This is a genomic window from Pseudomonas sp. ATCC 13867, assembly GCF_000349845.1.
Lineage (GTDB): Bacteria > Pseudomonadota > Gammaproteobacteria > Pseudomonadales > Pseudomonadaceae > Pseudomonas.
Map to the genome: position 1 here is coordinate 4,165,835 of NC_020829.1, position 26,922 is coordinate 4,192,756.

General features: G+C 65.7%; 25 protein-coding genes. 6 read left to right on the forward strand and 19 right to left on the reverse strand.

Annotation, left to right across the window (positions count from 1 at the left end):
- Nucleotides 1-100: 100 nt before the first annotated feature.
- The 8 genes from H681_RS18645 to H681_RS18680 all read right to left on the reverse strand — a co-directional run bounded on the left by H681_RS18645 (nt 101) and on the right by H681_RS18680 (nt 10,713).
- Nucleotides 101-1,510: a purine-cytosine permease family protein gene (locus H681_RS18645; protein WP_015478435.1), complete on the reverse strand. Its 1,410-nt coding sequence runs from the start codon at nt 1,508-1,510 to the stop codon at nt 101-103.
- Between the two features lie 107 nt (nt 1,511-1,617).
- The gene (locus H681_RS18650; protein WP_015478436.1) at nt 1,618-2,763 is read right to left on the reverse strand and encodes an acyl-CoA dehydrogenase family protein; all 1,146 of its coding nucleotides are present in this window, start codon (nt 2,761-2,763) and stop codon (nt 1,618-1,620) included.
- The gene (locus H681_RS18655; RefSeq protein WP_015478437.1) at nt 2,760-3,932 is read right to left on the reverse strand and encodes a CaiB/BaiF CoA transferase family protein; all 1,173 of its coding nucleotides are present in this window, start codon (nt 3,930-3,932) and stop codon (nt 2,760-2,762) included. The genes H681_RS18650 and H681_RS18655 overlap by 4 nt, the downstream gene beginning before the upstream one ends.
- A gap of 10 nt (nt 3,933-3,942) precedes the next feature.
- Nucleotides 3,943-5,616 (reverse strand): urocanate hydratase, encoded by a 1,674-nt coding sequence (gene hutU, locus H681_RS18660; protein WP_015478438.1) that lies wholly within the window; start codon nt 5,614-5,616, stop codon nt 3,943-3,945.
- Nucleotides 5,617-6,001: 385 nt separating this feature from the next.
- Nucleotides 6,002-6,745, reverse strand: coding sequence for a histidine utilization repressor (gene hutC / locus H681_RS18665; RefSeq protein ID WP_015478439.1), 744 nt, complete (start codon nt 6,743-6,745; stop codon nt 6,002-6,004).
- A 316-nt stretch (nt 6,746-7,061) separates the two neighbouring features.
- Entirely contained in the window at nt 7,062-8,777 is a 1,716-nt protein-coding gene (gene recJ / locus H681_RS18670) for a single-stranded-DNA-specific exonuclease RecJ (RefSeq protein WP_015478440.1), read from the reverse strand.
- 156 nt (nt 8,778-8,933) lie between these two features.
- Nucleotides 8,934-9,473, reverse strand: coding sequence for a YaeQ family protein (locus tag H681_RS18675; RefSeq protein ID WP_015478441.1), 540 nt, complete (start codon nt 9,471-9,473; stop codon nt 8,934-8,936).
- A gap of 61 nt (nt 9,474-9,534) precedes the next feature.
- Nucleotides 9,535-10,713 (reverse strand): GGDEF domain-containing protein, encoded by a 1,179-nt coding sequence (locus H681_RS18680; protein WP_015478442.1) that lies wholly within the window; start codon nt 10,711-10,713, stop codon nt 9,535-9,537.
- Nucleotides 10,714-10,794: 81 nt separating this feature from the next.
- Between H681_RS18680 and H681_RS26450 the strand changes: the two genes are divergently transcribed.
- Both H681_RS26450 and H681_RS18685 read left to right on the forward strand, forming a co-directional pair.
- Nucleotides 10,795-10,941, forward strand: coding sequence for a hypothetical protein (locus H681_RS26450; protein ID WP_157883338.1), 147 nt, complete (start codon nt 10,795-10,797; stop codon nt 10,939-10,941).
- Between the two features lie 33 nt (nt 10,942-10,974).
- Nucleotides 10,975-12,174, forward strand: a complete 1,200-nt coding sequence (locus H681_RS18685) for a CaiB/BaiF CoA transferase family protein (RefSeq protein ID WP_015478443.1) — start codon at nt 10,975-10,977, stop codon at nt 12,172-12,174.
- 163 nt (nt 12,175-12,337) lie between these two features.
- On the opposite strand, the gene H681_RS18690 is transcribed toward H681_RS18685, so the two are convergent.
- The 5 genes from H681_RS18690 to xerD all read right to left on the reverse strand — a co-directional run bounded on the left by H681_RS18690 (nt 12,338) and on the right by xerD (nt 17,522).
- Nucleotides 12,338-12,619, reverse strand: coding sequence for a DUF3509 domain-containing protein (locus tag H681_RS18690; RefSeq protein ID WP_015478444.1), 282 nt, complete (start codon nt 12,617-12,619; stop codon nt 12,338-12,340).
- A 158-nt stretch (nt 12,620-12,777) separates the two neighbouring features.
- Nucleotides 12,778-14,187: a threonine synthase gene (gene thrC / locus H681_RS18695; protein WP_015478445.1), complete on the reverse strand. Its 1,410-nt coding sequence runs from the start codon at nt 14,185-14,187 to the stop codon at nt 12,778-12,780.
- 51 nt (nt 14,188-14,238) lie between these two features.
- The gene (locus tag H681_RS18700; RefSeq protein ID WP_015478446.1) at nt 14,239-15,543 is read right to left on the reverse strand and encodes a homoserine dehydrogenase; all 1,305 of its coding nucleotides are present in this window, start codon (nt 15,541-15,543) and stop codon (nt 14,239-14,241) included.
- A 174-nt stretch (nt 15,544-15,717) separates the two neighbouring features.
- A complete protein-coding gene (locus H681_RS18705) occupies nt 15,718-16,446 on the reverse strand; it encodes a DsbC family protein (protein ID WP_015478447.1) in 729 nt (242 codons plus the stop codon).
- A 179-nt stretch (nt 16,447-16,625) separates the two neighbouring features.
- The gene (gene xerD, locus H681_RS18710) at nt 16,626-17,522 is read right to left on the reverse strand and encodes a site-specific tyrosine recombinase XerD (protein WP_015478448.1); all 897 of its coding nucleotides are present in this window, start codon (nt 17,520-17,522) and stop codon (nt 16,626-16,628) included.
- Nucleotides 17,523-17,615: 93 nt separating this feature from the next.
- Here xerD and H681_RS18715 point away from each other — a divergent pair, with 93 nt between their 5' ends.
- Both H681_RS18715 and H681_RS18720 read left to right on the forward strand, forming a co-directional pair.
- Complete coding sequence (locus H681_RS18715; protein WP_015478449.1) at nt 17,616-19,460, forward strand: cation:proton antiporter; 1,845 nt, start codon at nt 17,616-17,618, stop codon at nt 19,458-19,460.
- 98 nt (nt 19,461-19,558) lie between these two features.
- Nucleotides 19,559-20,236, forward strand: coding sequence for a hypothetical protein (locus H681_RS18720; protein WP_015478450.1), 678 nt, complete (start codon nt 19,559-19,561; stop codon nt 20,234-20,236).
- A gap of 119 nt (nt 20,237-20,355) precedes the next feature.
- On the opposite strand, the gene H681_RS18725 is transcribed toward H681_RS18720, so the two are convergent.
- The 6 genes from H681_RS18725 to ffh form a co-directional block, all read right to left on the reverse strand.
- Nucleotides 20,356-20,769 (reverse strand): acyl-CoA thioesterase, encoded by a 414-nt coding sequence (locus H681_RS18725; RefSeq protein ID WP_015478451.1) that lies wholly within the window; start codon nt 20,767-20,769, stop codon nt 20,356-20,358.
- Between the two features lie 142 nt (nt 20,770-20,911).
- The gene (rplS, locus tag H681_RS18730) at nt 20,912-21,262 is read right to left on the reverse strand and encodes a 50S ribosomal protein L19 (RefSeq protein ID WP_015478452.1); all 351 of its coding nucleotides are present in this window, start codon (nt 21,260-21,262) and stop codon (nt 20,912-20,914) included.
- Nucleotides 21,263-21,305: 43 nt separating this feature from the next.
- Nucleotides 21,306-22,049, reverse strand: coding sequence for a tRNA (guanosine(37)-N1)-methyltransferase TrmD (gene trmD, locus H681_RS18735; protein ID WP_015478453.1), 744 nt, complete (start codon nt 22,047-22,049; stop codon nt 21,306-21,308).
- Nucleotides 22,050-22,075: 26 nt separating this feature from the next.
- The gene (gene rimM, locus H681_RS18740) at nt 22,076-22,612 is read right to left on the reverse strand and encodes a ribosome maturation factor RimM (protein WP_015478454.1); all 537 of its coding nucleotides are present in this window, start codon (nt 22,610-22,612) and stop codon (nt 22,076-22,078) included.
- A gap of 5 nt (nt 22,613-22,617) precedes the next feature.
- The gene (rpsP, locus tag H681_RS18745) at nt 22,618-22,866 is read right to left on the reverse strand and encodes a 30S ribosomal protein S16 (RefSeq protein WP_015478455.1); all 249 of its coding nucleotides are present in this window, start codon (nt 22,864-22,866) and stop codon (nt 22,618-22,620) included.
- Between the two features lie 144 nt (nt 22,867-23,010).
- On the reverse strand, nt 23,011-24,384 hold the full coding sequence (ffh, locus tag H681_RS18750; protein ID WP_015478456.1) for a signal recognition particle protein: 1,374 nt from the start codon (nt 24,382-24,384) through the stop codon (nt 23,011-23,013).
- 220 nt (nt 24,385-24,604) lie between these two features.
- Between ffh and H681_RS18755 the strand changes: the two genes are divergently transcribed.
- Both H681_RS18755 and H681_RS18760 read left to right on the forward strand, forming a co-directional pair.
- Nucleotides 24,605-25,405, forward strand: a complete 801-nt coding sequence (locus H681_RS18755; protein ID WP_015478457.1) for a cytochrome C assembly family protein — start codon at nt 24,605-24,607, stop codon at nt 25,403-25,405.
- 49 nt (nt 25,406-25,454) lie between these two features.
- Nucleotides 25,455-26,759: an HlyC/CorC family transporter gene (locus H681_RS18760; protein WP_015478458.1), complete on the forward strand. Its 1,305-nt coding sequence runs from the start codon at nt 25,455-25,457 to the stop codon at nt 26,757-26,759.
- The last annotated feature ends 163 nt before the right edge of the window (nt 26,760-26,922 follow it).

Here is a 26,922-nt window from a genome sequence, read left to right on the forward strand (position 1 = left end):
GGAGCGGCACGGACTCTTACTAACAAGACGAATGAGCGGGGCAAAACCTGCAAAAGGATTTCGCGTCGACAGGTTTCCCTCGCCGCCTCGACGCTCCGGCTCAGCTCGCCGGGTCGCCGGCTTCCGGCGAGATCAGCCGAGCCGGCACATGCCCCTGGCTATTGCGCGCCAGCAGGTAGTAGGCCAGCGCCGGCAACACCAGGCCGACCAGCCAGGAGATGTCCACACCACCCAGCGTCTCCACCAGCGGGCCGGCGTAGAAGCCGCTGTCGATGAAGGGCATCTGCACCAGCACGCCGAAGCAATAGACGCCGATACCGGTCCAGTTCCAGCGGCCATAGCGACCATCTGGGTCGGACAGCGCCGGGATGTCGTAGCGCTCGCGGGTGATGCAGTAGTAGTCCACCAGGTTGATCGCGCTCCAGGGGGTGAAGAACGCCAGCAGGAACAGCAGGAACGACTTGAACGCGGCGAGGAAGGAATGCTGCCCGGCCAGCGCCAGGCCGGTGGACAGGCCGACGATCAGCAGCACGAACAGCAGGCGCTGCAGCCGCGTCACCTCCAGGTGGCCGCGGAAGCCGCTGATGATGGTGGCGATGCACATGAAGCTGCCGTAGGCGTTGAGCGTGGCGATGGTGACCTTGCCGAAGGCGACGCTGAAGAACAGCGCGGCGGCCAGCATGCCGCTGGCGCCCAGGCCGACCACATAGGCCACCGGCTGGCCGGAGAAGGCCTTGCCGGCCAGCGCCGCGGCGAACACGCCGAGCACCATCGAGGTCTGCGAGCCGATCACCGAGCCCAGGCCCACGGCGAGGAAGGTCTTCGGCGACGAGGTCTGGCTGGGTAGGTAGCGCGAGTAGTCGGCGACATAGGGACCGAAGGCGATCTGCCAGGACGCTGCCAGCGAGACCGCCAGCAGGAAAGTGTTCCAGGCGAAGTGGCGGTTCTCCAGCAGCCCGCCGATGTCGTTGACCGACAGCAGACGCACGAACAGGTAGGCGAAAGCGACGATACCCAGCACGCTGGCAGCCTTGCCCAGCCAGTGGATCACTCGGTAGCCGCAGACCGTCACCACCACGATGACCGCCGCGAAGACCAGGATGCCCAGGGTGTCGCTGACATGCGCCAACTGGCCGATGGCCTGGCCGGCCAGCACCGTCCCGGTGGCATTGAAGCCGACGTACATCACGCACACCAGCACCAGCGGGATGACCGCGCCGAACACGCCGAACTGCACGCGGCTGGAAATCATCTGCGGCAGCCCCAGCTTGGGCCCCTGAGCACCATGCAGGGCCATGACCACGCCACCGAAGACCTGTCCGATGAGCAGGCCGATCAGCGACCAGAACACGTCGCCGCCCAGCACCACGGCCAAGGCGCCGGTGACGATCGCGGTGATCTGCAGGTTGCAGCCGAACCACAGGGTGAACTGGCTGAACAGCCGGCCATGCCGCTCGGATTCGGGGATGTAGTCGATGGAACGGGTTTCGATCAGGGACTTACCAGCCATGAGGCTTTCTCCTCGCGCACGGCCGCTCACCCGGCCGCGCTGTTGTTGTTATGCACAGCGTTTCCTGATTCGCCGGGGCGGCCAGCACGGCCGCCCCGTACCTGCCGTCAATGGCGGGCGGCATCCAGCACGGCGCGGGAGATGATGATCTTCTGCACCTCGGAGGTTCCCTCGAAGATCCGCAGGATCCGCGCGTCGCGCACGAAACGCTCCAGCGGCAGGTCGCGGATGTAGCCGTAGCCGCCATGCAGTTGCAGCGCGGCGTCGGTGATGAAGCCGCAGGCCTCGGCGGCGAAGAGCTTGGCGGTGGCCGATTCCAGGCTGAAGCGCTCGCCGCTGTCGCGCCGCGCCGCCGCCTGCTGGGTCAGCAGGCGCGCCGCTTCGAACTGCGCGTACATATCGGCGATGCGCCACTGGGTGCCCTGGTAGGCGGACAGCGGCTTGGGCCCGATCTGCCGTTCGTCCACCCACTTCAGCGCGTATTCCAGGGCTGCGCGGGCGATCCCCAGGGACATGGCGGCGACTTCCACGCGGCCACGGTCGAGCACTTCCATAGCGGTACGGAAACCCTGGTTCTCCTGCCCCAACAGCGCCTCGGCGGGCAGCCAGCAATCCAGCGCCAGCTCGTAGATGGTGCTGCCGCGCAGACCCATGGTTTTTTCCGGGTTGGCGAAGGTGACGCCGGCGGTGCCCTTGGGAATCATGAAGGCGCTGATGCCACGGGCGCCGGCTTCCGCATCGGTCTTGGCGTAGAGCACGATGAAGTCGGCTTCGCGAGCGTTGGTGATGTAGTGCTTGCTGCCACGGATACGCCACCCCCCCTCCTCGCGCATGGCGCGGGTACGCATGTCCGCCGGGTTGGAACCGGCTGCCGGCTCGGTCAGGCCGAAGGCCCCCAACAGTTCGCCGGAGGCGCAGCGTGGCAGCCATTCCTGGCGCTGCTCCTCGCTGCCGCCGATGAGGATCGAGTCAGTGGCGAGGAAGTGCGCGGTGAGTGCCGAGGCTGTGGAGGCACAGGCGGAGGACACCGCTTCGACCACCCGGCTCATGGCCAGGCTGCCGATGCCGAAGCCGCCATAGGTCTCCGGCAGGTTGATCCCCATGAAGCCCAGTTCGCCCAGGGCCTGCAGGCTTTCCGCGCAGAAGCTCTCCTCTTCGTCGTAGCGTTGCGCGTTGGCGGCCAGGACGTCGCGGCAGACGCGTTCGGCCGAGTCGACGATGGCCAGTTCGGTGGCGTCGATTGCAAAGTTCATTGGACAGCTCCAGCACGGTTGTCGAGGCCGAATACGGCATTGGCTTCGCCCAGGCGAGGCGCGCGCGTGGCGGCATGAGGCTTGCGCCCGTTGAAGTAGACAGGTTGCGGCACCAGCGGCGGCTGGCCGTCGCCCGGTTGCACGAGCAGTTGGCGCACCTGTGCCTGCTCGCTGCCGGTGGCCTCGGCGAGGTTCCACACTGGCGACGCCGGCACCCCGGCATCCAGCAGCAGGTCGCAGGCGTCCTCGACGCTACGAGCGCCGGTCCAGCGCTCGATCTCGGCGCGCAAGGCCTGTTCGTTGCAGGTCCGCGACGGGTCGTCGGCGAAGCGCGGATCCTCCGCCAGTTCGGCGCGGCCGATACTTTCGCAGAAGCGCCGGAACAGCTTGTCGCTGGCCACCGCGATCACCACCAGGCCATCGGCGGCGCGGTAGGTATCGAAGGGCGTGGACACCGGGTGGCGGTTGCCCACCAGCCCCGGCGCCCGGCCGTGGGCGAACAGGTTGGACAGGCCGGTCATCTGCAGGCTGACCAGCACGTCGAACATGGCGACATCGATGTACTGCGCGCTGCTGCCCTGGTGCTCGCGGGCGAACAGCGCGCTGCTGATCGCCCAGGCCGCATAGACGCCAGCGCACAGGTCGCCCAACGCCTCGCCGCTGCGGGTCGGACCGGTCTCGGGGAAACCGCTGACGCTCATCAGCCCGGACATCGCCTGCGCGACGATGTCATAGGCCGGGCGGCGCGATAGCGGGCCGTTCTGGCCGAAGCCGGAGATGCTCGCGTAGATCAGCCTGGGATTGTGCCGCTTGAGGCTGTCGAAGTCGATGCCCAGGCGCTGGGTGACGCCGGGACGGAAGTTCTCCACCACCACGTCGGCGTCGGCCACCATCCGGTAGAAGCGCTGCAGGTCGTCGGGCGCCTTGAAGTCCAGTTCGACGCTGCGCTTGCCGCGGTTGATCAGGCCGAAGTAGACGCTCTCGCCGTCCTTGAACGGGCCGAGGTGGCGGCTGTCGTCGCCATGCCCCGGCACTTCGAACTTGATCACCTCGGCGCCGAGATCGGCGAGCATGGCGGTGCAGTGCGGGCCGGCCAGCACCCGGCTGAGGTCCAGCACACGCACGCCCATCAGCGGTTGTGGGGTCGGCAGTTCAGTCACGTTGCTCATGGTTCGGCCCTCAGCCGGTGATCATCGGCAGGTTCAGGCCCTGCTCCCTGGCGCAGTCGATGGCGATCTGGTAGCCGGCGTCGGCATGGCGCATCACGCCGGTGCCCGGGTCGTTGGTCAGCACGCGGGCGATGCGCGCCGCCGCTTCGTCGGTGCCGTCGCAGACGATCACCATCCCCGAGTGCTGGGAGAAGCCCATGCCCACCCCGCCGCCGTGGTGCAGCGAGACCCAGGTGGCGCCGCTGGCGGTGTTCAGCAGGGCGTTGAGCAGCGGCCAGTCGGACACGGCGTCGGAGCCGTCGCGCATGGCTTCGGTCTCGCGGTTCGGGCTGGACACCGAGCCGGAGTCCAGGTGGTCGCGGCCGATCACGATCGGGGCCTTCAGCTCGCCGCTGCGGACCATCTCGTTGAACGCCAGGCCCAGCTTGGCGCGCTGGCCCAGGCCGACCCAGCAGATACGCGCCGGCAGGCCCTGGAAGCTGATGCGCTCCTTGGCCATGTCGAGCCAGTTGTGCAGGTGGGCGTCGTCCGGGATCAGCTCCTTGACCTTGGCGTCGGTCCTGTAGATGTCCTCGGCGTCGCCGGACAGCGCGGCCCAGCGGAACGGACCCACGCCACGGCAGAACAGCGGGCGGATGTAGGCCGGGACGAAGCCGGGGAAGTCGAAGGCGTTGTCCACGCCCTCTTCCTTGGCCATCTGGCGGATGTTGTTGCCGTAGTCGAAGGTCGGGATACCCTGCTTCTGGAACTCCAGCATGGCCTTGACGTGCACGGCCATGGACTGCTTGGCGGCCTTCACCACGGCGGCCGGTTCGGTCTGCGCGCGGTCGCGGTACTGCTCCCAGGTCCAGCCGGCCGGCAGGTAGCCGTTGAGCGGGTCGTGGGCGGAGGTCTGGTCGGTGACCATGTCCGGGCGCACGCCGCGCTTGAGCAGTTCCGGGAGGATTTCCGCGGCGTTGCCCAGCAGGGCGATGGAGATCGCCTTGCCTTCGGCGGTGTATTTGGCGATGCGCGCCAGGGCGTCGTCGAGGTCCTTGGCCTGCTCGTCGACGTAGCGGCTGGCGAGGCGGAAGTCGATGCGGCTCTGCTGGCACTCGATGTTCAGCGAGCAGGCGCCGGCCAGGGTCGCGGCCAGCGGCTGGGCGCCGCCCATGCCGCCCAGGCCGGCGGTGAGCACCCAGCGGCCCTTGAGGTTGCCGTCGTAGTGCTGGCGGCCGGCTTCGACGAAGGTTTCGTAGGTGCCCTGGACGATGCCCTGGCTGCCGATGTAGATCCACGAGCCGGCGGTCATCTGGCCGTACATGGCCAGGCCCTTGGCATCCAGTTCGTTGAAGTGTTCCCAGTTGGCCCAGTGCGGCACCAGGTTGGAGTTGGCGATCAGCACGCGCGGGGCGTTGGCGTGGGTCTTGAACACGCCGACCGGCTTGCCGGACTGCACCAGCAGGGTTTCGTCGTCATTCAGTTCCTTCAGGGTCGCGACGATCTTGTCGTAGCACTCCCAGTTGCGCGCGGCGCGGCCGATGCCGCCGTACACCACCAGTTCCTTCGGGTTCTCGGCGACTTCCGGGTCGAGGTTGTTCATCAGCATGCGCAGCGGCGCTTCGGTCAGCCAGCTCTTGGCGCTGCGTTGGGTGCCGCGCGGGGCACGGATTTCGGTATCGCGGTAACGGCCGGTGGAGCTCATCGGGTCTTCCTCACTTGCGGGTGGTGGCACCAGGGGTTCACCGGAGGTCATTCCGGCGTGGCGAAAACGGGTATGCAGAAACGTCTTGGTCATCTGCTGTTACCTGATAGGTATATAGCCTTATATCAACCTGTATATACAAGACAATGCAAAGTGAAGGCCAGATGGCGCCGGTGCTCCGCGGGGGCCGTTCGGAAATTGGAATAAGATCTTTTATTTCAAATAGATAAGATCGCCGTGAAATGTCCGAGTGGAAGATTCACGGCCTGCCGGATGCGAACGAACCAGCGAGAAGGAAAGGTGAAAAAGTAACAACCTGGTGCGCGAGGGTAACAAAGCGGTGCATCCGGAGCGGACATTCCGCCCCGGAGAGACGACGGAACGGCTACTGCCCGAAGCGGCCTTCGAGACGATAACGCGACCCCGGATAGACCAGCCGCGCCGCCCCCACCTGCCCCTTCGCAGACCAGGTACGCCGGCGAATCAGCAGACAGGCATCGCCACGCTTGATACGCAGCAGCTTGCAGTCCGCAGCCTCGGCATTGATCGCCTCGACCACGTGCTCGCCCTCGGTGAGCGGCGCCAGTTGGATCAGGTAGGCGTAGGGCGTGATGCGGGTGAAGTCCTGCTGCAGATACTCGGGCGCCACTTCGGCGTTGACGAAGCGTTCCTCCAGTTGCACCGGCACGTCGTTCTCGTAATGCACCACCACCGAGTGGAAGATACGGCTGACGTTCTCCAGCTCGAACGGCATGGACAGATCCGCGCCCTCGGGGAGCGGTTCGAGCAGCACCACTTCGCAACGGTGCTCGTGACCGCGGGCGGTGATCTCCTCGGCGATATTGTGGATCTCGAAGAGTGCGGCATGGCCCTTCTGCTCGGCGACGAAGGTACCGACGCCCTGCAGGCGCACCAGCACGCCCTCGATGGTCAGCTCGCGCAGCGCACGGTTGATGGTCATCCGGCTCACCCCCAGCAGGGCGAACAGTTCGCTCTCCGAGGGCAGCTTGGAGTTGGGCTTCCACACGCCGTTGCGGATCTGCTGCAGGATGATTTCCTTGACCCGCGCATACAGGGGCGCCGGGGTTTCCAGCGCGAAGGCGGCCAGGGAGGAATGATCTTGTGACACGGCAGCTCCTGAATCGGCGGGTGGCAGGCTAGGCGCCAGTTTACCCGCCACCGTGCCTGCCGCCTACGCGCCGTAGCCGCGTAGTTGCGTAGCCGAATCACCGGCCTACGCGCCAGCGTTATCCGCCAGCAGGGAGCCGGCGGATAACCTGTTCCAGGTTATTCGCCCTACTGTCTGCCGAGACCGACTGTAGGAGCGAGCTTGCTCGCGAACCCGCCCGAGCAACGGCACAACCGGCGAGCCTGTTCGCGAGCAATAACGATGGCGTCCCCCTCGCTCCTACGAAAGGCTCGATCCTACGAAATACTGGCGAGGACTAGCGCGGCGCGATATGCGCCACCATCAACTGCACCGTCTCGTTGCCACGGAACTCGTTGACGTCCAGCTTGTAGGCCACTTCCGCCCAGCGCACGGTGGGATTGGGCCAGACCTCGCGGTCGATGTTGAAGGCGATGGCATCCAACTGCAGCGAGCCGCATTCGGTCTTGAGCACCAGCTTCAAGTGACGCTCGCCGACGACGCGCTGCTGGACGACCTGGAACACACCGTGGAACAGCGGTTCGGGGAAATGCTGGCCCCAGGGACCGGCCTGGCGGATCGCCCGCGCCAGCTCCAGGTGGAACTCCTCGGCGCCGAGCTGGCCGTCGGAGAGCAGGCGGCCGGTGAGATCGTCCTCGTCCAGTTGGCGGCGCACCTCGGCGTCGAAGGCGGCGGCGAAGGCGCCGAAGTTTTCCTGCGGCAGCGACAGGCCGGCGGCCATCGCATGGCCGCCGAACTTGCTGATCAGCCCCGGATGGCGGGCGGCCACGGCGTCCAGCGCATCGCGGATGTGGAAGCCCGGCACCGAGCGCGCCGACCCCTTCAGGCTGCCGTCGCCGGCATCGGCGAAGGCGATGGTCGGGCGGTGGTAACGTTCCTTCAGGCGCGAGGCGAGGATGCCGATCACCCCCTGGTGCCATTCGGCGTCGAACAGGCACAGGCCGAAGGGCATCTCCTCCACCGGCAGTTCCTTGAGCTGGGCCAGCGCCTCGCGCTGCATGCCCTGCTCGATGGCCTTGCGGTCCTGGTTGAGCGCATCGAGCTGCACCGCCATGTCGCGGGCCAGGGCCTCGTCCTCGCAGAGCAGCAGTTCGATGCCGAGGGACATGTCGTCCAGGCGCCCGGCGGCGTTCAGGCGCGGGCCGAGGATGAAGCCCAGGTCCGTGGAGGTGATGCGGCGGCCATCGCGCCCGGCCACTTCCAGCAACGCACGCAGGCCCGGCCGGGCACGGCCGGCGCGGATGCGCGCCAGGCCCTGGTGCACCAGGATGCGGTTGTTGGCGTCCAGCGGCACCACGTCGGCGACACTGCCCAGGGACACCAGGTCGAGCAGTTCGGCGAGGTTCGGCTCGGCGATGCCGCGCGCGGCGAACCAGCCGCGCTCGCGCAGGCGCGCGCGCAGGGCGAGCATCACGTAGAAGATCACGCCGACACCGGCCATCGCCTTGCTGGGAAATTCACAGCCGGGCTGGTTCGGATTGACGATGGCGTCGGCGGCGGGCAGTTCCGGTCCCGGCAGGTGGTGGTCGGTGACCAGCACGCGCAAGCCGGCGGCGCGGGCGGCGGCGACGCCGTCGATGCTGGAAATGCCGTTGTCCACGGTGACCAGCAGGTCCGGGCGCTTTTCCAGCGCCACGGCGACGATTTCCGGGGTCAGGCCGTAGCCGTACTCGAAGCGGTTGGGCACCAGGTAATCGACCCAGGTCGCGCCGAGCATGCGCAGCGCCAGCACGCCGACGCTGCTGGCGGTGGCGCCGTCGGCGTCGAAGTCGCCGACGTAGAGAATCCGCTGGCCCTTCTCCAGCGCATCGACCAGCAGTTCCACTGCCGCGTCCACTCCCTTGAGCTGCTGGTAGGGAATCAGTCGCGCCAACCCCTTGTCCAGCTCGGCGGCGCTCTGCACGCCACGGGCGGCGTAGAGGCGGGTCAGCAGCGGTGGCAGGTCGCCCAGGTCGGGCAGGGTTGGCGGGAGCGGGCGGGATTCGATGCGCATGGGTGTTCCAGTTGTACGTGTCTGAATTTCGCCCGGAGCTTGCGAGCTAGAGCCGGGCAAGGCGGCGGCAGGCTTGGGCGGCGGAGTTTGCTGCAGCAAATGAGCACGCCCGAGCCTGTCGCCAACGCAGCCCGGCCGACACGCAGCAGCTCCGGATCAGCGTTCGCCCATCAGCCATTCAACCTGGAGTTCATGCTGGCCGCGTTCGTCGGTCACGAAGATGGTCCCTTCGCTGATCATCACGGTCCAGTTGATCGAGCGCGGCAGGTCGCGGGAGATTTCCTCCAGCGGCTCCTGGGGCATGGCGACGACGTTGAGGTTCTTCAGGTGGCGCACGCTGTCGAGCACCTTGGTGGTCCACACGCGCAGGTTGCCGTAGGCGACCAGGGTCAGCTTCTCGCAGCGACGCGAGCACCAGGTCAGGCGGTCGGCGTCGGGCTGGCCGACTTCGATCCAGTGCAGCACGCGGTCGTCTAGGCTCTTTTCCCAGAGCGATGGCTCTTCCACGTCCGACAGGCCGCGACCGAACGCCAGCTGCTCGTTGTACCAGATGACGTAGGCGAGCAGGCGCACCGCCAGGCGCTCCTCGGTTTCCGAGGGATGGCGGGCGACGGTGAAGCGCAGGGTCTCGTAGACCCCACGGTCGAGGTCGGTCAGGCTGATATCGGCTTTGTAGGGCGTGGCGGACAGGGCCATGAGGGTTCCCGGCGATTTTTCGAAGGCGGCAAGTCTACCGCGAAAGCACCGGCTCGGTTGATCAAGTACGCGGGCGTCGGTCGGTTCCCGGCTCCGGCGCGGCCAGTTCGATGCGGTTGCGGCCCTTGGCCTTGGCGGCATAGAGCGCCTGGTCGGCCAGCGACAAGAGGCGCAGCAGGTCATGCCCGGCCTCGCGGGTGGTGGCGATGCCGATGCTGACGCTGAGCTGGCCCTCGGCCATGAACGGCAGCTCGGCGAACTCCCGGCGCACCCGCTCGGCCACCTGGCAGGCACCCTCGGTATCGGCGGCCACCAGCAGGCAGGCGAACTCCTCTCCGCCGATGCGGGCGAACTGGTCCTGCTTGCGCATGCGCGAGGCGGTGATGCGGCTGAACTCCACCAGCACGCGGTCGCCGGCAGGGTGGCCGTAGGAGTCGTTGAGACGCTTGAAGTTGTCCAGGTCGCAGAGCAGCAACGATGCCTGCTCGCCCCGCTCGGCGCACAGCCGCAACAGGCGCTCGCCGGTCTCCATGAAGGCGCGGCGGTTACCCACGCCGGTCAGCGGATCGCTCAGGGCGGCGCTGCGGAACTGCAGTTCGGCGCGCTCCCTGACCATCGCCAGGGTGGCGAAGGCGATACCGATGGCGAACAGCATGGTCTCGAAGACCAGCAGGGTGAAGAAGGTCGATCCCTGGCCGTTGCTGGTCACGCTCTGGAATGGCATGCCACGGTCGACCGCCAGGCGCACCGCGTAGGTACCGGTATGGAAGAGCATCAGCGCCAGGATCGGACGCAGCTCCACCTCCAGTTTGTGGCGGCTGCGCCACAGTTCGCCGATGCCGGCCAGGCAGTAGACGAGGATGATCGCCGTATTGGCGAAAACCCGTGCCGCCAGGGATTCGTAGAACGCCGGGATCAGGCAGAGCAGCGCCCAGAATGCGGCCCCGGCGCCGATCAGCGGCCAGTGCGGCTTGCGTCCGGCGAACACGCGCAGGGCGGTCCAGCTCAGCGCCGAACTGAGGTACAGGACGATGTTGCCCAGCAGGATCGGCACCAGGTCGATGTTCATCCCCCGCAGGGTGCCGAGGACGGTACCGAGCGCGCCCAGCAGCAGCGCGGCGCTCATGTAGCCGAGGGTCTGTTCGCGACGGCCGCTATGCCAGGCGAACGCCATCAGCACGCCGACCAGGGTCAGCACATAAAGGTCGACGACGATCAGCGTCGGCAAATGCAACGTCATGCAGCCCCCTCGCCGTCGGCCTGCGCGCATCCGCCGGGGAGCGCCACAAGAGCATCGGGCTGTCTTGAAGAAGAGGAGCACATGACGAAGTACCTGCCCGAAACCAGGCGAGCTGAAGATGGAAACGCACTCGAATGCAACTACTCTACGCGCGCCCGCCGCCTGCGCAAAGCACCGATGGCGGACGGCCGGCCCGGCGGCCTGTTCGAACGCCCGCGTGGGCGGTAAAGTCCGCCGACCACCCGCCGAACGGACCGACCGATGAACACCACAACCAAACCCCTCGCCGGCCTCAAAGTGATCGAGCTTGGCACGCTGATCGCCGGTCCCTTCGCCTCGCGCCTGTGCGCGGAATTCGGCGCCGAGGTGATCAAGGTCGAATCGCCCGACGGCGGCGACCCGCTGCGCAAGTGGCGCAAGCTCTACGAAGGCACCTCGCTGTGGTGGTTCGTGCAGGCCCGCAACAAGCGTTCGCTGACCCTCAACCTCAAGCACGAGGCCGGGCGCGACGTGCTGAAGAAGCTGCTGGCCGAGGCGGATATCCTGATCGAGAACTTCCGCCCCGGCGTGCTGGAAAAACTCGGCCTGGGCTGGGACGTCATTCACGCGCTGAATCCCCGTCTGGTGATGGTGCGCCTCTCCGGCTTCGGCCAGAGCGGCCCCTACAAGGACCAGCCGGGCTTCGGCGCGGTGGGTGAGTCGATGGGCGGGCTGCGCTACATCACCGGCTTCGAGGACCGCCCGCCAGTGCGCACCGGCATCTCCATCGGCGACTCCATCGCCGCGCTGTGGGGCGTGATCGGCGCATTGATGGCGCTGCGCCACCGCGAGATCAACGGCGGACAGGGGCAGGTGGTGGACGTGGCGCTGTATGAAGCGGTGTTCGCCATGATGGAATCGATGGTGCCGGAGTTCGATGTGTTCGGCTTCATCCGCGAGCGCACCGGCAACATCATGCCCGGCATCACGCCCTCCTCCGTGCACACCAGCGCCGACGGCAAGCACGTGCAGATCGCCGCCAACGGCGACGCGATCTTCCGCCGCTTCATGCTCGCCATCGGCCGCACCGACCTGGCGGATGACCCGCAACTGGCGGACAACGCCGGGCGCGACCAGCGCCGCGACGAGCTGTACGGGGTGATCGACCGCTGGGCCCGCTCGGAGCCCCTGGACAGCGTGCTGAAGGTACTGGGCGAAGCCGAAGTGCCAGCCAGCCGCATCTACTCCGCCGAGGATATGTTCGCCGACCCGCAGTTCCTCGCCCGCGAGATGTTCCTCTCGGCCAAGCTGCCGGACGGCAAGCCCTTCCGCATGCCGGGCATCGTGCCCAAGCTCTCCGACACGCCTGGCTCGGCGGACTGGATCGGGCCGGGGCTGGGCGAGCATACCGATGAGGTGCTGGGCGGGCTGGGGTATGACGCGGCGGCTATTGCGGTGATGCGGCAACAGGGGGCTGTGTAACTGTGCAGGGCGCTATCCGCCATCTCGGTTGGAGCAGGAATGCCGCCCCCCAAAGCATCGCAGCCAAGGTCCGCTACTACAAAAGCACGCCCCTGTAGCTGCAGGCCAGTAACGCAAACGCCGCCCCAGGGGCGGCGTTTTAACTTGCGCAGAGCAGGAAAACTCACGTCCCGTAGCTGAGCACCTGGGCACGCTGCCGCAGGGCGACGATGACATCGTCCTCCATCCGCCCTTCCTGGATCAGCAGATCGCGGCGAACCGACCGGACCGCATCCTCGCGCTGATGCTCGTCCGCCAGTTGCTGGCCGTCGATCACCCGGCGCAACACGACATCGCCCTCGTCGTTGGTCAGGGTCAGGATACGGCCGCCATCAGGGCGCGCCGGGCCCAGGGAGGGGATGTAGGGAGCGAAGGTCTCGGTCAGCAGCACGCTTAGCCGGTCCATGTCATATCTCCTTGTTGCGAAATGAAAAACCTGAAGAAAAGACATCGCTATCGGCGATTAAGTTCGTCCTGCTTAGTACCGTTGGTCCATAAAGCGGTAACGGCCGCCCATGAAAAAGCCCGCCATGAAGGCGGGCCTTTTCATCGATCCGTCACGGATCAGAGCGGCTTGCCACGGTTACCGTGGGCGCTGACGAAGGCCTGGACCTTGGCCAGTTCGTTCGGCAGCACAGTGCAACGCTCTTCGCGCTGGAACAGGTCGGCCAGGTGCGCCGGCAGCGCCGGAACGGCCTCGATGCCGGCCTTCTCCACCGCTTCCGGGAACTTCACCGGATGCGCGGTGCCCAGGGTGACCATCGGCACCGCCAGGCTGCGGCGGCACTCGCGAGCGGCGCGCACGCCGATGGCGGTGTGCGGGTCCAGCAGCTCGCCACACTCGGCATAGACCTCGGCGATGGTCTCGCAGGTCTGTTCGTCATCCACGGCCAGCGAATCGAATAGGCGGCGGGCTTCGGTCCAGCGGTCATCCTCGACGGCCAGCTTGCCGGTGGCCTTGAAGTTGTCCATCAGCTCGGCGACGGCCTTGCCGTTGCGGCCGTGCAGGTCGAACAGCAGGCGCTCGAAGTTGGACGAAACCATGATGTCCATGGACGGCGACAGCGACGCGTGCAGGGTGTCCTTGTCGTAGCGGTTGCCGGACATGAAGCGGTGCAGGATGTCGTTGCGGTTGGTCGCGACGATCAGTTGGCTGACCGGCAGGCCCATGTTGCGCGCCAGGTAGCCGGCGAAGATGTCGCCGAAGTTGCCGGTCGGCACCGAGAAGGCAATCGAACGGGCCGGCGCACCGAGCTGCAGGGCAGCGTGGAAGTAGTAGACGATCTGGGCCATGATCCGCGCCCAGTTGATCGAGTTGACCGCCACCAGACGGGTGCCCTTCAGGAAGCCCTGGTCGGCGAAGCTGGCCTTGACCATTTCCTGGCAGTCATCGAAGTTGCCTTCGATGGCGATGTTGTGGATGTTGTCGCCGAGGATGGTGGTCATCTGCCGGCGCTGCACCTCGGACACACGGTTGTGCGGGTGCATGATGAAGATGTCGACGTTCTCGCAGGCCTTGCAGCCTTCGATGGCGGCCGAGCCGGTGTCGCCGGAGGTGGCGCCCATGATCACCACGCGCTCGCCGCGCTTGGTCAGCACGTGGTCGAGCAGGCGGCCGAGCAGCTGCAGGGCGAAGTCCTTGAAGGCCAGGGTCGGGCCGTGGAACAGCTCCAGCACCCACTCGTTGCCGTTGAGCTGGCGCAGCGGTGCCACGGCGTTGTGGGCGAAGACGCCGTAGGTCTCTTCGAGGATCTTCTTGAAGTCGGCGTCGGCGATGCTGCCGGCAACGAACGGGCGCATCACGCGGAAGGCCAGCTCGTGGTACGGCAGGCCGGCCCAGGAGGCGATTTCCTCGACGGTGAAGCGCGGCAGGTTTTCCGGCACGTAGAGGCCGCCGTCGCTGGCCAGGCCGGCGAGCAGGACGTCTTCGAAGTTCAGCGCGGGCGCCTGGCCGCGGGTACTGATGTAACGCATGGTGTGAAACCTTCGGTCTGGCGGCGGCGCACAGGCGCCGCCGCGTTCGATTCAGTTCAATTGTTCGACGCGGATGCGTACGACATTGCCGGCGACGTCATCCAGCGCTTCCAGCGCGGCGATGGCTTCGATGATGCGGGATTCGAGCACCCGGTGGGTAACCAGGATCATCGGCACCAGGCCATCATGCTCTTCGACTTCCATCTGCATGATCGATTCGATGTTGATGCCGCGCTCGGAGAGGATGGTCGCCACCTGGGCCAGTACGCCCGGGTGGTCCTTGGCCTGGATGCGCAGGTAGTAGGCGCTTTCGCAGGCGTCGATCGGCAGGATCGGGTGGTCGGAGAGCGAGTCCGGCTGGAAGGCCAGGTGCGGTACGCGGTTCTCCGGGTCGGCGGTCATGGCACGAACCACGTCCACCAGGTCGGCGACCACCGAGGAAGCGGTGGGCTCCATGCCGGCACCCGCGCCGTAGAACAGCGTGGAGCCTGCGGCATCGCCGTTGACCATGACCGCGTTCATCACGCCATTGACGTTGGCGATCAGGCGGTCGGCCGGGATCAGGGTCGGGTGTACGCGCAGCTCGATACCCTTGTCGGTACGGCGGGCGACGCCCAGGTGCTTGATGCGGTAGCCCAGGGCCTCGGCGTAGTTCACGTCGGCGGTGGTCAGCTGGGTGATGCCTTCGGTGTAGGCCTTGTCGAACTGCAGCGGAATGCCGAAGGCGATGGACGCCAGGATGGTCAGCTTGTGCGCGGCGTCGATGCCTTCCACGTCGAAGGTCGGATCGGCTTCGGCGTAGCCCAGTGCCTGGGCTTCCTTCAGCACGTCCTCGAAGGCGCGGCCTTTCTCGCGCATCTCGGTGAGGATGAAGTTGCCGGTGCCGTTGATGATGCCGGCCAGCCAGTTGATGCGGTTGCCGGCCAGGCCCTCGCGGATCGCCTTGATCACCGGGATGCCGCCAGCCACGGCGGCCTCGAAGGCGACGATGACGCCCTTCTCGCGCGCCTTGGCGAAGATCTCGTTGCCGTGCACGGCGATCAGCGCCTTGTTGGCGGTGACCACGTGCTTGCCGTTCTCAATGGCCTTGAGCACCAGTTCGTGGGCCAGGGTGTAGCCACCGATCAGCTCGATGACCACGTCGATTTCCGGGTTGTTCGCCACGTCGAAGATGTCGGCAGTAATGGGGGTACTGCCGGTTTCACACTTCGGATTGGGGCGACGGGCGGCAATCTGCGCAACCTCGATACCACGCCCGGCACGGCGGGCAATCTCCTCGGCGTTGCGTTTGAGTACATTGAAGGTACCGCCACCGACGGTCCCCAACCCACAGATTCCCACTTTCACCGGATTCACGCTGAAACTCCCCATGATTACAGCAGCACAGTGCCTGACGCAGCGTGCCCGCAACGAGGCGGGCACGGTGGGCAGGCACCAGGATCGAACCAGGCCCGGGCCCGGTTCATTGTCAAAAGGAACCGCACATTACGAAGCGGTTCTTTATTAGTCAATCAAAGCGCAGCCCGCGGCTTACTTGGCCTCCAGGGCCAGCTTGGCGATCTGGCCGGCCGGCTGGTAACCCGGCAGCATCTGGCCATTGGCCAGGATGATTGCCGGGGTGCCCTGCACGCCGACCATCTGGCCCAGCTCCAGCTGCTTGTTCACCGGGTTGTCGCACTTGGCGGCCTTCACTTCCTTCTCGTGGAACATGTCGGTCATCGCCGCCTGGCGATCCTTCGAGCACCACACGGCCTGAAGCTGCTGGTCACCCTGCGAGTTCGGGCCCTGGCGCGGGAAGGCCAGGTAGCGCACTTCGATGCCGCGCTTCTGCAGTTCCGGCACTTCGGCATGCAGCTTCTGGCAGTACGGGCAGGTGGTGTCGGTGAAGACGGTGATGTGCGCCTTGGTCTCGCCCTTGGCCGGGAAGACCACCATGTCGGCGGTCGGGATGCCGTTGATGGTCTTGGCCACGCCCGCGCTTTCGGCTTCCTCGGTCAGGTTGGTCGGCTTGCCGTCCTTCACCTGGTAGATGTTGCCCTGGACGACGAACTGGCCATCGGCACTGGCATAGAGCACGCGGCCGCCCTTGAGCTGCACCTGATAGATGCCCTCGAGAGGACTCTTGGCGATGGCTTCGATGGGCAGGTCGGGCTGCAGGGATTGCAGGGTGGCGCGGATTGCCTGGTCCGGCTCGGCGGCCAGGGCAAGGGTGCTGACGAGGCCGAAGGCCGCACCAGCCAGAAGTCGGGACAAACGCATGGAAAACTCCTGAGGTCAGTCGGCGCAGACTATCACACCGGGCTGGTGAGGCCGAGCCAAAGGCTGTAGCAGGAAGCTTCGGCGGCTCTTCTGTAGGAGCGAGCTTGCTCGCGAACCGCACCACCCGGAAAGATTTGGTGAAATGCGTTCGCGAGCAAGCTCGCTCCTACAGTGTCAGCTCAGCCGCGGGGGTGATGCTGTGCGTGCAGGTCCTGCAGGCGCGCCCGGGCGATGTGGGTGTAGATCTGCGTGGTGGACAGGTCACTGTGCCCCAGCAGCATCTGTACCACCCGCAGGTCCGCACCGTGGTTGAGCAGATGAGTGGCGAACGCATGGCGCAGGGTGTGCGGCGACAGGCTCTTGCCGATGCCGGCTACCTTCGCGTGCAGCTTGATGCGGTGCCAGAAGGTCTGCCGGGTCATCTGTTCGCCGCGCAGGCTGGGAAACAGCACGTCGCTGGGGCGGCCGCCCAGCAGGTCCGCGCGCGCCTCGCGCACGTAGCGCTCGATCCAGCGGATCGCCTCCTCTCCCAGCGGCACCAGCCGTTCCTTGCTGCCCTTGCCCATGACACGCACCACACCCTGGCGCAGGTTGACCTGCTCCAGGGTCAGCCCGACCAGCTCGCTGACCCGCAGCCCACAGGCGTAGAGCACCTCCAGCATGGTGCGGTCGCGCAGGCCGAGCGGATCGTCGGTTTCCGGCGCCGCCAGCAACGCTTCGACGTCGGCCTCCGAGAGCGATTTGGGCAGGGGTTTGCCCAGTTGTGGCAGTTCCACCAGCAACGTCGGATCCTCGTCGATCAGCCCTTCCCGCAGGCAATAGCGGTAGAAGCCCCGCAACCCCGAGAGGAAGCGCGCGGTGGAGCGCGCCTTGTAGCCCTCCCCCAGACGCCAGGCCAGGTGGTCGAGGATCACCTCGCGCCCCGCCGCCTCCAGCGCCACCCCGCGCTCGTCGAGCCAGCCGTTGAACAGCGCCAGGTCGCTGCCGTAGGCGCTGCGGGTGTTGTCGGAAAGCCCCTTTTCCAGCCAGAGGGCATCCAGGAAACGATCGATCAGTAAATGTGAAACCGGCATCATGTCAGCTATATCGATAGGGGAAGCGTGGAACTAGTCTTCCACACCCCCCGCCCACAACTCCACCGCCAACCGCACAAGGACTCCAGCGCCCTCATGGACGAACACAGTACCTACTACGCCCTCGCTGGCATCGGCCTCGCAGCCCTCTTCAGCCAATGGCTGGCCTGGCGCCTGCGCCTGCCGGCGATCCTGTTCCTGCTGTTGAGCGGCATCCTGCTGGGTCCCGTCCTGCACCTTCTGACACCGGAGCAACTGTTCGGCCCGCTGCTGTTCCCGCTGGTGTCGCTGGCGGTCGCGCTGGTGCTGTTCGAAGGCAGCCTGACCCTGCACCTGGACGAGTGGAAGGAAATCGGCACGGTCGTCCGCCGCCTGGTCACCGTCGGCGCGCTCGTCACCTGGGGCGTGATCGCCGTGGCGACCCACTATCTGCTGGACTTCACCTGGGAGATGGCCCTGCTGTTCGGCACCCTCACCCTGGTTACCGGCCCCACGGTGATCGTGCCGATGCTGCGGGTGGTGCGCCCCAACGCGACCATCGCCAATATCCTGCGCTGGGAAGGCATCGTCATCGATCCGGTCGGCGCCCTGCTGGCCGTGGTGGTGTACACCTTCATCGCCGCCAGCAGCGACGGGCAGGGCTGGACGAACAGCCTGCTGACCTTCTTCAGCGTGGCCGGCTGCGGCATCGCCTTCGGCCTGGCCGGCGGCCAGGCCCTGGGCGTCGCCCTGCGCCGTCACTGGCTGCCCGACTACCTGCACAACCTGGCATCGCTGTCGGTGGTGCTGGGTGTGTTCGTGCTGTCGAACAGCGTGATGTCGGAGTCCGGGCTGCTCGCCGTGACCGTGATGGGCCTGCGCCTGGCGAACATGCCGAGCGTCGACGTGCGCCCCATCCTGCACTTCAAGGAAAACCTCAGCGTGCTGCTGATTTCCGGGCTCTTCGTGCTGCTCGCCGCGCGTCTGGACCTGGCGGCACTGCTCGGCCTCGGTCCGGTGGCGTTGCTGGTGCTGGCGCTGATCCAGTTCGTCGCCCGACCGCTGAGCGTGATGATCTCCACCGCCGGCTCCGCGCTGAACTGGCGCGAACGTGCCTTGCTGAGCTGGATAGCCCCGCGCGGCATCGTCGCCGCGGCGGTCTCGGCGATCTTCGCGATTCGCCTGCACGAGGCAGGCCACGCCCAGGCCGGGGTGCTGGTGCCCCTCACCTTCCTGGTGATCATCGGCACCGTGATCCTGCAGAGCGCCACCGCCCGTCCGCTGGCGCGGCTGCTGAAAGTCGCCGAACCGGTGCCTACCGGCTTCCTGATCATCGGTGCCAACCCCGTGGCGCGAGCCATCGGCGCCGGCCTGCAGAACGTCGGGGTGAAGGTACTGCTCACCGACTCCAGTTGGGAAAATACCCGCGCGGCGCGCATGGAAAACCTGCCGACCTACTTCGGTAACCCCGCCTCGCAACACGCCGAGGCGCACCTGGACCTGATCGGCCTGGGACACCTGCTGGCGCTGTCGCCCAACGCCGAGCTGAATGCGCTGATGTGCATGAGCTTCCGCCACGAGTTCAGCCCCTGGCAGCGCTTCATCCTGCCCAGCAGCCAGGACAGCCGCCGCAGCGAGAAGCACCGCATCAGCGACCGCCACCGCGGGCACCCGCTGGGGCAGACGTCCGTCACCTACCCGCAACTGGCGGGCTTGATCGCACGGGGCGCGGAAGTCCGCTCGACGCTGCTCAGCGACAACTTCGGCTGGGCGGAATACCAGGCCCAACACGGCGGCCGCGCGTTGCTGCTGTTCGCCCGCGACCCGAACGGCCGCCTGCAGATCGCCAGCCCCGACCGGCCGCTGACGCCGGGCACCGGCTGGACACTGATCGCACTGATCGAAGAGGCCCCGGAAAACACCGCGAGTACAAACGAAACGGCACACACGGCAACGACCTGACAACTGGCCACGTCAGCCTATCTTTAGGTGGGTGACAGAATCAGTCCGACAGACAATGATTGCATCACGCCATCATTGCACAAATGAAGCCTGCCGCCATGCCCAGTCAACAGAACTCCCGTCTCGGCCAGATCCTGATCAGCAAGGGTCTGATCACCCTCCAGCAGTTGGAACATGCCATCCAGCTCCAGCTCGACAACGGGCTGCGCCTGGGCGAAACCCTGATCCAGCAGGGCTGGATCAGCGAGCGCCAACTCGGGCGGGCGCTGAAGAAACAGAACAACCTGCGCCTCGCCGCCACCCTTGTCGCGGCGTTGCTCAGTCCGTTTCAACTGGCCAGCGCGGATGTGCAGCGCCAGGCACCGGTCAGCATCACCCGTCATGAAACGCTCAAAGGCCTGAAGCCGCTCAGTGACCGCGAGATGAGCAACGTCAGCGCCCAGGGCTTCGACGACACCCTGCAGAGCCTGCTGGTCAGCGCGGAAAGCGGCGACGGCGTGGGCACCGTCAAGCAGCTCGCGCGGCTGGTACTGCCGGTGGTGGACAGCCTGGACGCCGAGACCTCCCTGCGTGACGTGCAATACGACACCGAGCACGCCTCCTCGACCTTCAATGCCGACGGCTCGATCAATGTGCGCCTGCCCAGCTCCATCGGCGAGGTGCGCTTCGACAACATCCGCGTCGCCGGGGCACCGAAGACCCAGAACATGGGCAGCCTGAGCCTGCAGAACATCGACCTGTCCCAGGCCTCGCTGAAGATCAGCCTGCGCCGCTGAACCTTTTTTGCAGGAGCGAACAACTCAGCCGGCCGCATCGATGTCAGGCCGTTCGCGAGCAAGCTCGCTCCTACAAGTTGCGCAACGCCAGAAGGCGCCCAAGGGCGCCTTCTGGCGTTTCAGGCCTCGAAGCCGGGCAGGACCGGCAGCGGGCGCTTCTCGTCATCGATGGCGACGAAGCTGAACAGCCCGTGGATGGCCTTTTCACGGCCATCGGCGGACATGCTCTCGACGAACACCTCCACCTCGACCTTGAGGCTGGTGTTGCCGACCTTCACTACCCGGCCGATCAGCTCGACGATGGAGCCGGCGGGGATCGGATGCTTGAAGTCGATGCGGTCGGTGGAAACGGTCACCAGCGGCAGGCGGCAGAAGCGCGTCGCGGCGATGAACGAGACTTCGTCCATCCAGGCCAGCGCGGTGCCGCCGAACAGGGTGTTGTGGTGATTGGTGGTGGGCGGGAAGATCGCCTTGGTTACGCGGGTTTCCGCCAAAGTCGTGCGCCGGAGGATTTCTTGCTCTCGGGGGCTCATGCCACTGCTACCTGATGCAATGAGGGTGGCTGCCGGTGTTGCGGGTGTTGTGCTTCTAATGCGCTGACGAAGGCAGATGGGACAAATCGTGGGCAAGAAAAAAGCAGCCCGTAGGCTGCTTTTTTCTTCGAAAGAACCGGTCTTAGACCAGTTTTTCCTTGATGCGCGCTGCCTTGCCGGACAGTTCGCGAAGGTAGTACAGCTTGGCCTTGCGCACGTCGCCGCGACGCTTGACGGAAACGCTGTCTACCAGCGGGCTGTAGGTCTGGAAGGTACGCTCAACACCTACGCCGTTGGAGATCTTGCGAACGGTGAAAGCACTGTTCAGGCCGCGGTTACGCTTGCCGATGACAACGCCTTCGAAGGCCTGCAGACGCTGACGGTCGCCTTCCTTCACTTTAACCTGGACGATTACGGTGTCGCCGGGGGCGAACGCCGGAATCTCTTTGCTCATCTGTTCAGCTTCGATCTGCTGAATGATCTTGTTGGTCATTTCGTGCTCCTAAGACAAGCGCTCGGCGCTCGCCATCGATACGTTAACTATCGTTCCGCTGGCGGATGTATTCCTCCAGCAGCTTCTTCTCTTCTCCAGAAAGCGAGCGGCAATCCAGAAGATCGGCACGTCGTTCCCAGGTCCTGCCTAAGGACTGCTGCAAACGCCAGCGCCGGATGTGTTCGTGGTTGCCGCTGAGCAGCACCTCAGGAACACGTTTGTCTGCGTACACCTCGGGTCGGGTGTAGTGCGGACAGTCGAGCAGGCCATCCGTGAAGGAGTCCTCCTCGGCGGAGTCCACGTGGCCCAGTGCACCGGGCAACAATCGCGTGACCGCGTCAATCAGCACCATGGCCGGAAGCTCACCCCCGGACAGGACATAATCGCCAACCGACCATTCCTCATCGACATGCTCTTCAATGAAGCGCTCGTCGATGCCTTCGTAACGCCCGGCGATCAGGATCAGTCGCTCCTCGTTCGCCAGTTCTTTCACGGCCGCTTGCGTGAGCTTGCGACCTTGCGGCGAGAGGTAGATCACCTTCGCCGGTCCGCCTGCAGCTTGCCGGGCATCGCCCAGTGCGCCTTCGAGCGGCTTGATTTTCATCACCATGCCGGGACCACCGCCGAAAGGCCGGTCATCCACCGTCTGGTGACGGTCTTCGGTGTTGCTCCGCGGGTTGAAGCACTGAAGCCGGATCAGCTCCTGCTTGACCGCGCGACTCGTGATGCCATAGTCGCTGATGGCGCGAAACATCTCCGGAAAGATGCTGATGACTCCTATCCACATCGGCTGAGGGCTCTCATCCACATGGGTTAGAAATCCGCGTCCCAGTCCACCCGCATCTCGCCGGCTTCCAGGTCCACCGATTGCACGCACTGATCCGTATACGGGAGCAGGCGTTCACGGTCGTCCAGGCTGCCTGCGCAGGGCTTGACTACCATCACATCGTTGGCGCCGGTCTCCAGCATGTGGTCGAGAATCCCGAACAGTTGCCCGTTCTGGTCGATCACCTTGAGACCTTCCAACTGGCTCCAGTAGAACTCGCCATCGTCCAGCACCGGCAGCTCGCTGCGCGGGACCAGGATTTCGAATTCAGCGAAGGTGCGGGCGATCTCGCGATCATCCAGTCCCTTCAGCTTCGCGACCAGGACATTGCCCTGCACGCGACCTTGAACCAGCTCAGCCTGTCGAACCTCGTTGCCACGCTTGAGCATCCAGCGACGATAGTCCAGCAGGTTGTCCAACGGATCGGTAAAGGAATACACCTTCACCTCACCACGAATACCGTGCACCGATACGATCTTGCCGAGAACAACCATCTCCTCGGCGGGAGCAGTATTCGTGTTCATCGATCTCAGGCAGCCTTGGCGGCTTCCTTGATCAGCTGAGCAACACGCTCAGACGGTTGAGCGCCTTGGCTCAGCCAGTAGTTCAGACGCTCCTGGTTGATCGAGACCTTGACCTCGGCACCAGTTGCAACGGGGTTGAAGAAGCCGACGCGCTCGACGAAACGGCCGTCACGAGCGTTGCGGCTGTTGGTCACGGTCAGGTGGTAGAACGGGCGCTTCTTGGAGCCGCCACGAGCCAGACGAATGGTTACCATGCGTACGTTGTTCCTATGGTTTGCTTGCAAAAAAGAAATGCAGCCCTCGGGCACATAGCCCGAAAGGCCGCATATTCTATGAGCTAAAGCCCCGCGCCGCAAGCCGCAGCGCGTCCGGCCCGCCGGGCGGCGAGCCGTCTGGGGTCACATCTTCGGCATGCCGCCGGGGAACATGCCGCCCATGCCGCGCATCATCTTGGCCATGCCGCCCTTGGCGGTGACCTTCTTCATCATCTTCTGCATCTGCTTGTGCTGTTTGATGAGGCGACCGACGTCCTGCACCTGGGTGCCGGACCCCATCGCGATGCGTCGCTTGCGCGAACCGCTGATCACTTCCGGATCACGGCGCTCGGCGGGGGTCATGGAGTTGATGATCGCCTCCATCTGCTTGAACTGCTTCTCCGCAGCGTTCTGCGCGTTACCCATCTGCGATAGGTTGACGCCGCCGAGCATCGGCAGCTTGTCCATCAGGCTGCCCAGGCCGCCCATGTTCTTCATCTGCTGCAACTGGTCGCGGAAGTCTTCCAGGTCGAAGCCCTTGCCCTTCTTGATCTTCTTCGCGAGCTTCTCGGCCTTCTCGCGGTCCATGTTCTGCTCGGCCTGCTCGATCAGGCTGAGCACGTCGCCCATGCCGAGGATGCGCGAGGCCACGCGGTCGGGGTGGAACGGGTCGAGCGCTTCGCTCTTCTCGCCCATGCCGAGGAACTTGATCGGCTTGCCGGTGATGGCGCGCACGGACAGCGCGGCACCGCCACGGGCGTCGCCGTCGACCTTGGTCAGCACCACGCCGGTCAGCGGCAGCGCGTCGTTGAAGGCCTTGGCGGTGTTGGCGGCGTCCTGGCCGGTCATGGCGTCGACCACGAACAGGGTTTCCACCGGCTTGATCGCCGCGTGGACCTGCTTGATCTCGTCCATCATGTCGGCGTCGATGTGCAGACGGCCGGCGGTGTCGACGATCACCACGTCGATGAACTTCAGCTTGGCTTCGCGGATCGCCGCTTCGGCGATGGCCACCGGCTTCTGGCTGGTGTCGGACGGGAAGAAGGTCACGTCCAGGTCGTTGGCCAGGGTTTCCAGCTGCTTGATCGCCGCCGGACGATAGACGTCGGCGGACACCAGCAGCACGGACTTCTTCTTGCGCTCTTTAAGGAAGCGCGCCAGCTTGCCGGCGGTGGTGGTCTTGCCCGCGCCCTGCAGGCCGGCCATCAGGATGACCGCCGGCGGGGCTGCTGCGAGGTCGAGGTCCTCGTTGGCCGCGCCCATCAGCTCGACCAGTTCGGCCTGGACGATCTTCACGAAGGCCTGGCCCGGAGTCAGGCTCTTGGAAACCTCGGTGCCGACCGCGCGATCCTTGATCTTGGCGACGAAGTCCTTGACCACCGGCAGGGCCACGTCGGCCTCCAGCAGGGCCATCCGCACTTCGCGGAGCGTGTCCTTGATGTTGTCCTCGGTCAGCTTGGCCTTGCCGGTAACGTGGCGCAGCGTTTGCGAGAGGCGATCTGTAAGGTTTTCGAACATGCGCGTTCCTAATCAGACCCGCTCGGGTCAGGGTTTGGCTTGTCAGCAAGCCGGCGATTATAGCGAAGTGCGGCCAACGCCAACACCGCCGATGATCCCTCTGTGACGGACCGCGCCCGCCCTAGAAGCGAACTGTTCTCAGCGGCTTTCTAGACCCGCCCGTTCTGTGCCACACTCACGGCCTTTCAGGTCCCCCTTCCAAGGACTGTTCCAAGGACTTATGCAACCTCTGCTGCCCAGCCTGATCGCCGCCGTCCTTTATATCGGCACCACCGTCTACCAGAGCGTGAGCCTGGCCCGCCGCACCCCACCGCAGAGACCGCTGCTGCTCCTGCTGGGCTTGGTCGCCCTGCTCTGCCAGGCCTATAGCCTGAGCCAGGAACTGCTGACACCCGGCGGCCTGGTGCTGGACTTCTTCAACGCCGCCAGCCTGATTTCCGCCGCGGTCACCGCACTGACGCTGCTGGCCTGCCTGCGCATCCCGGTAGAGAACCTGCTGATCCTCCTCTATCCGCTCGGTGCCCTGACTACCCTGCTGGCCGTGCTGATGCCCCACGGCACCATCGAGCCGATCAACGAGCAACCGGGCATCCTCGCGCACATCCTGCTGTCGATCCTGGCCTACGGCCTGCTGACCATCGCCGTGGTCCAGGCGCTGCTGCTACTGGTGCAGGATCACCAGCTCAAGCACAAGCACCCGTCGGGCCTGATCCGCAACTTCCCGCCGCTGCAGACCATGGAAAGCCTGCTGTTCGGCTTCCTCTGGGGCGGCTGGTCGCTGCTCTCGCTGTCGCTGATCTCCGGCTGGCTGTTCGTCGACAACCTGTTCGCCCAGCACCTGGCACACAAGACCATCCTGTCCTGCTTCGCCTGGGTGGTGTTCGCGGTGCTGCTGTGGGGCCGCCACCAGCTCGGCTGGCGCGGGCACAAGGCGATCCGCTGGACCCTGGCGGGCTTCTGCCTGTTGATGCTGGCCTATTTCGGCAGCAAGCTGGTCAAGGAATTCATCCTGCACATCTGACGCTGGCGGCGGTGCCGCACCGCCGCGAAACGCCGAAGGAAACCGACGCATGGGCGACATCCACCCCGGCTATCTGATCGGCCTGCTGGTCTTCCTGCTGCTGTGTTCCGCGTTCTTCTCCAGCGTCGAGACCGGCGTCCTCAGTCTCGACCGCTACCGCCTGCGCCACCTGTCCAAGCAGGGCAATCGCGGCGCGCGGCGCACCAGTTGGCTGCTGCTGCGCACCGACCGGCTGCTGGGCACCATCCTGATCGGCAACAACTTCGTCAACGTCGTCGCCTCCGCCCTGGCCACCCTGCTGGCCCTGCGCCTGTGGGGCGAGGCCGCCGTCGCGCCGACCACCATCGTCCTGACCCTGGTGCTGCTGATCTTCGGCGAGATCACCCCCAAGACCTACGCCACGCTGCGCCCCGAGCGCGTCGCCTTCCCCGCCAGCCTGCCACTGCTGTGGCTGCAGAAGCTGTTCAGCCCGTTGCTGTGGCTGATGACCGGGGTGAGCAACCTGCTGCTGCGCGCCTGCGGCCTCGACCCGACCCAGCGCGCCAGCAGGCCACTGAGCAGCGATGAGCTCAAGAGCGTGGTCAGCGAATCCAGCGAGAAACTCACCGCCAACCGCCAGGACATGCTGCTGAGCATCCTCGACCTGGAAAAGATCACGGTGAACGACCTGATGATCCCGCGCAACGAAGTGCAGGGCATCGACCTGGACGACGAGCTGGAAACCATCATCGGCCAACTGCGCAACACCACGCACACCCGCCTGCCGGTGTTCCGCAACGACATCAACCAGGTCGAAGGCATCGTCCACATGCGGCAGATCGCACGGCTGCTGACGCACAACCAGTTGACCAAGGAAAGCCTCGAGGCCGCCTGCCTGGAGCCCTACTTCGTGCCCGAGAGCACGCCGCTGTCGACCCAGCTGATCAACTTCCAGAAGCAGAAGCGGCGCATCGGCATCGTCGTCGACGAGTACGGCGAGGTGATCGGCATCATCACCCTGGAAGACATCCTCGAAGAGATCGTCGGCGAGTTCAGCAACCAGGACGCCCTGCGCAACCCCGATATCCATCCGCAGGCCGACGGCACCTATGTGATCGACGGCTCGGCCAACCTGCGCGACCTCAACCGCTCCCTGGGCTGGCAACTGCCCAGCGACGGCCCCAAGACCCTCAACGGCCTGGTCACCGAAGCCCTCGAGCAGATCCCCGACTGCGCGGTGTGCCTGAAGATCGGTCGCTACCGCCTGGAGATCCTCCAGTCCGGCGAAAACCGCGTGAAGAGCGTGCGCGTCTGGCAACCCGGCATTGCTACGCCTCCCGCACCACCCGCGCCGCATCGCGACGAGCTTGCCTGAGCGGCCCCGCCCGCCCCTATAATCCGGACGGCTTACCCAGCCTCCCGCCAGCCACCGTCGCTATCCGCGCCGTGCCGCTGGCCAGTCACCCGCACGCCCGCCGAGCCTCGACCCCGCGTCGTTGCCTTGCGAAGCAGCCGGCCTCGCCCCGACCCGCCGCGAG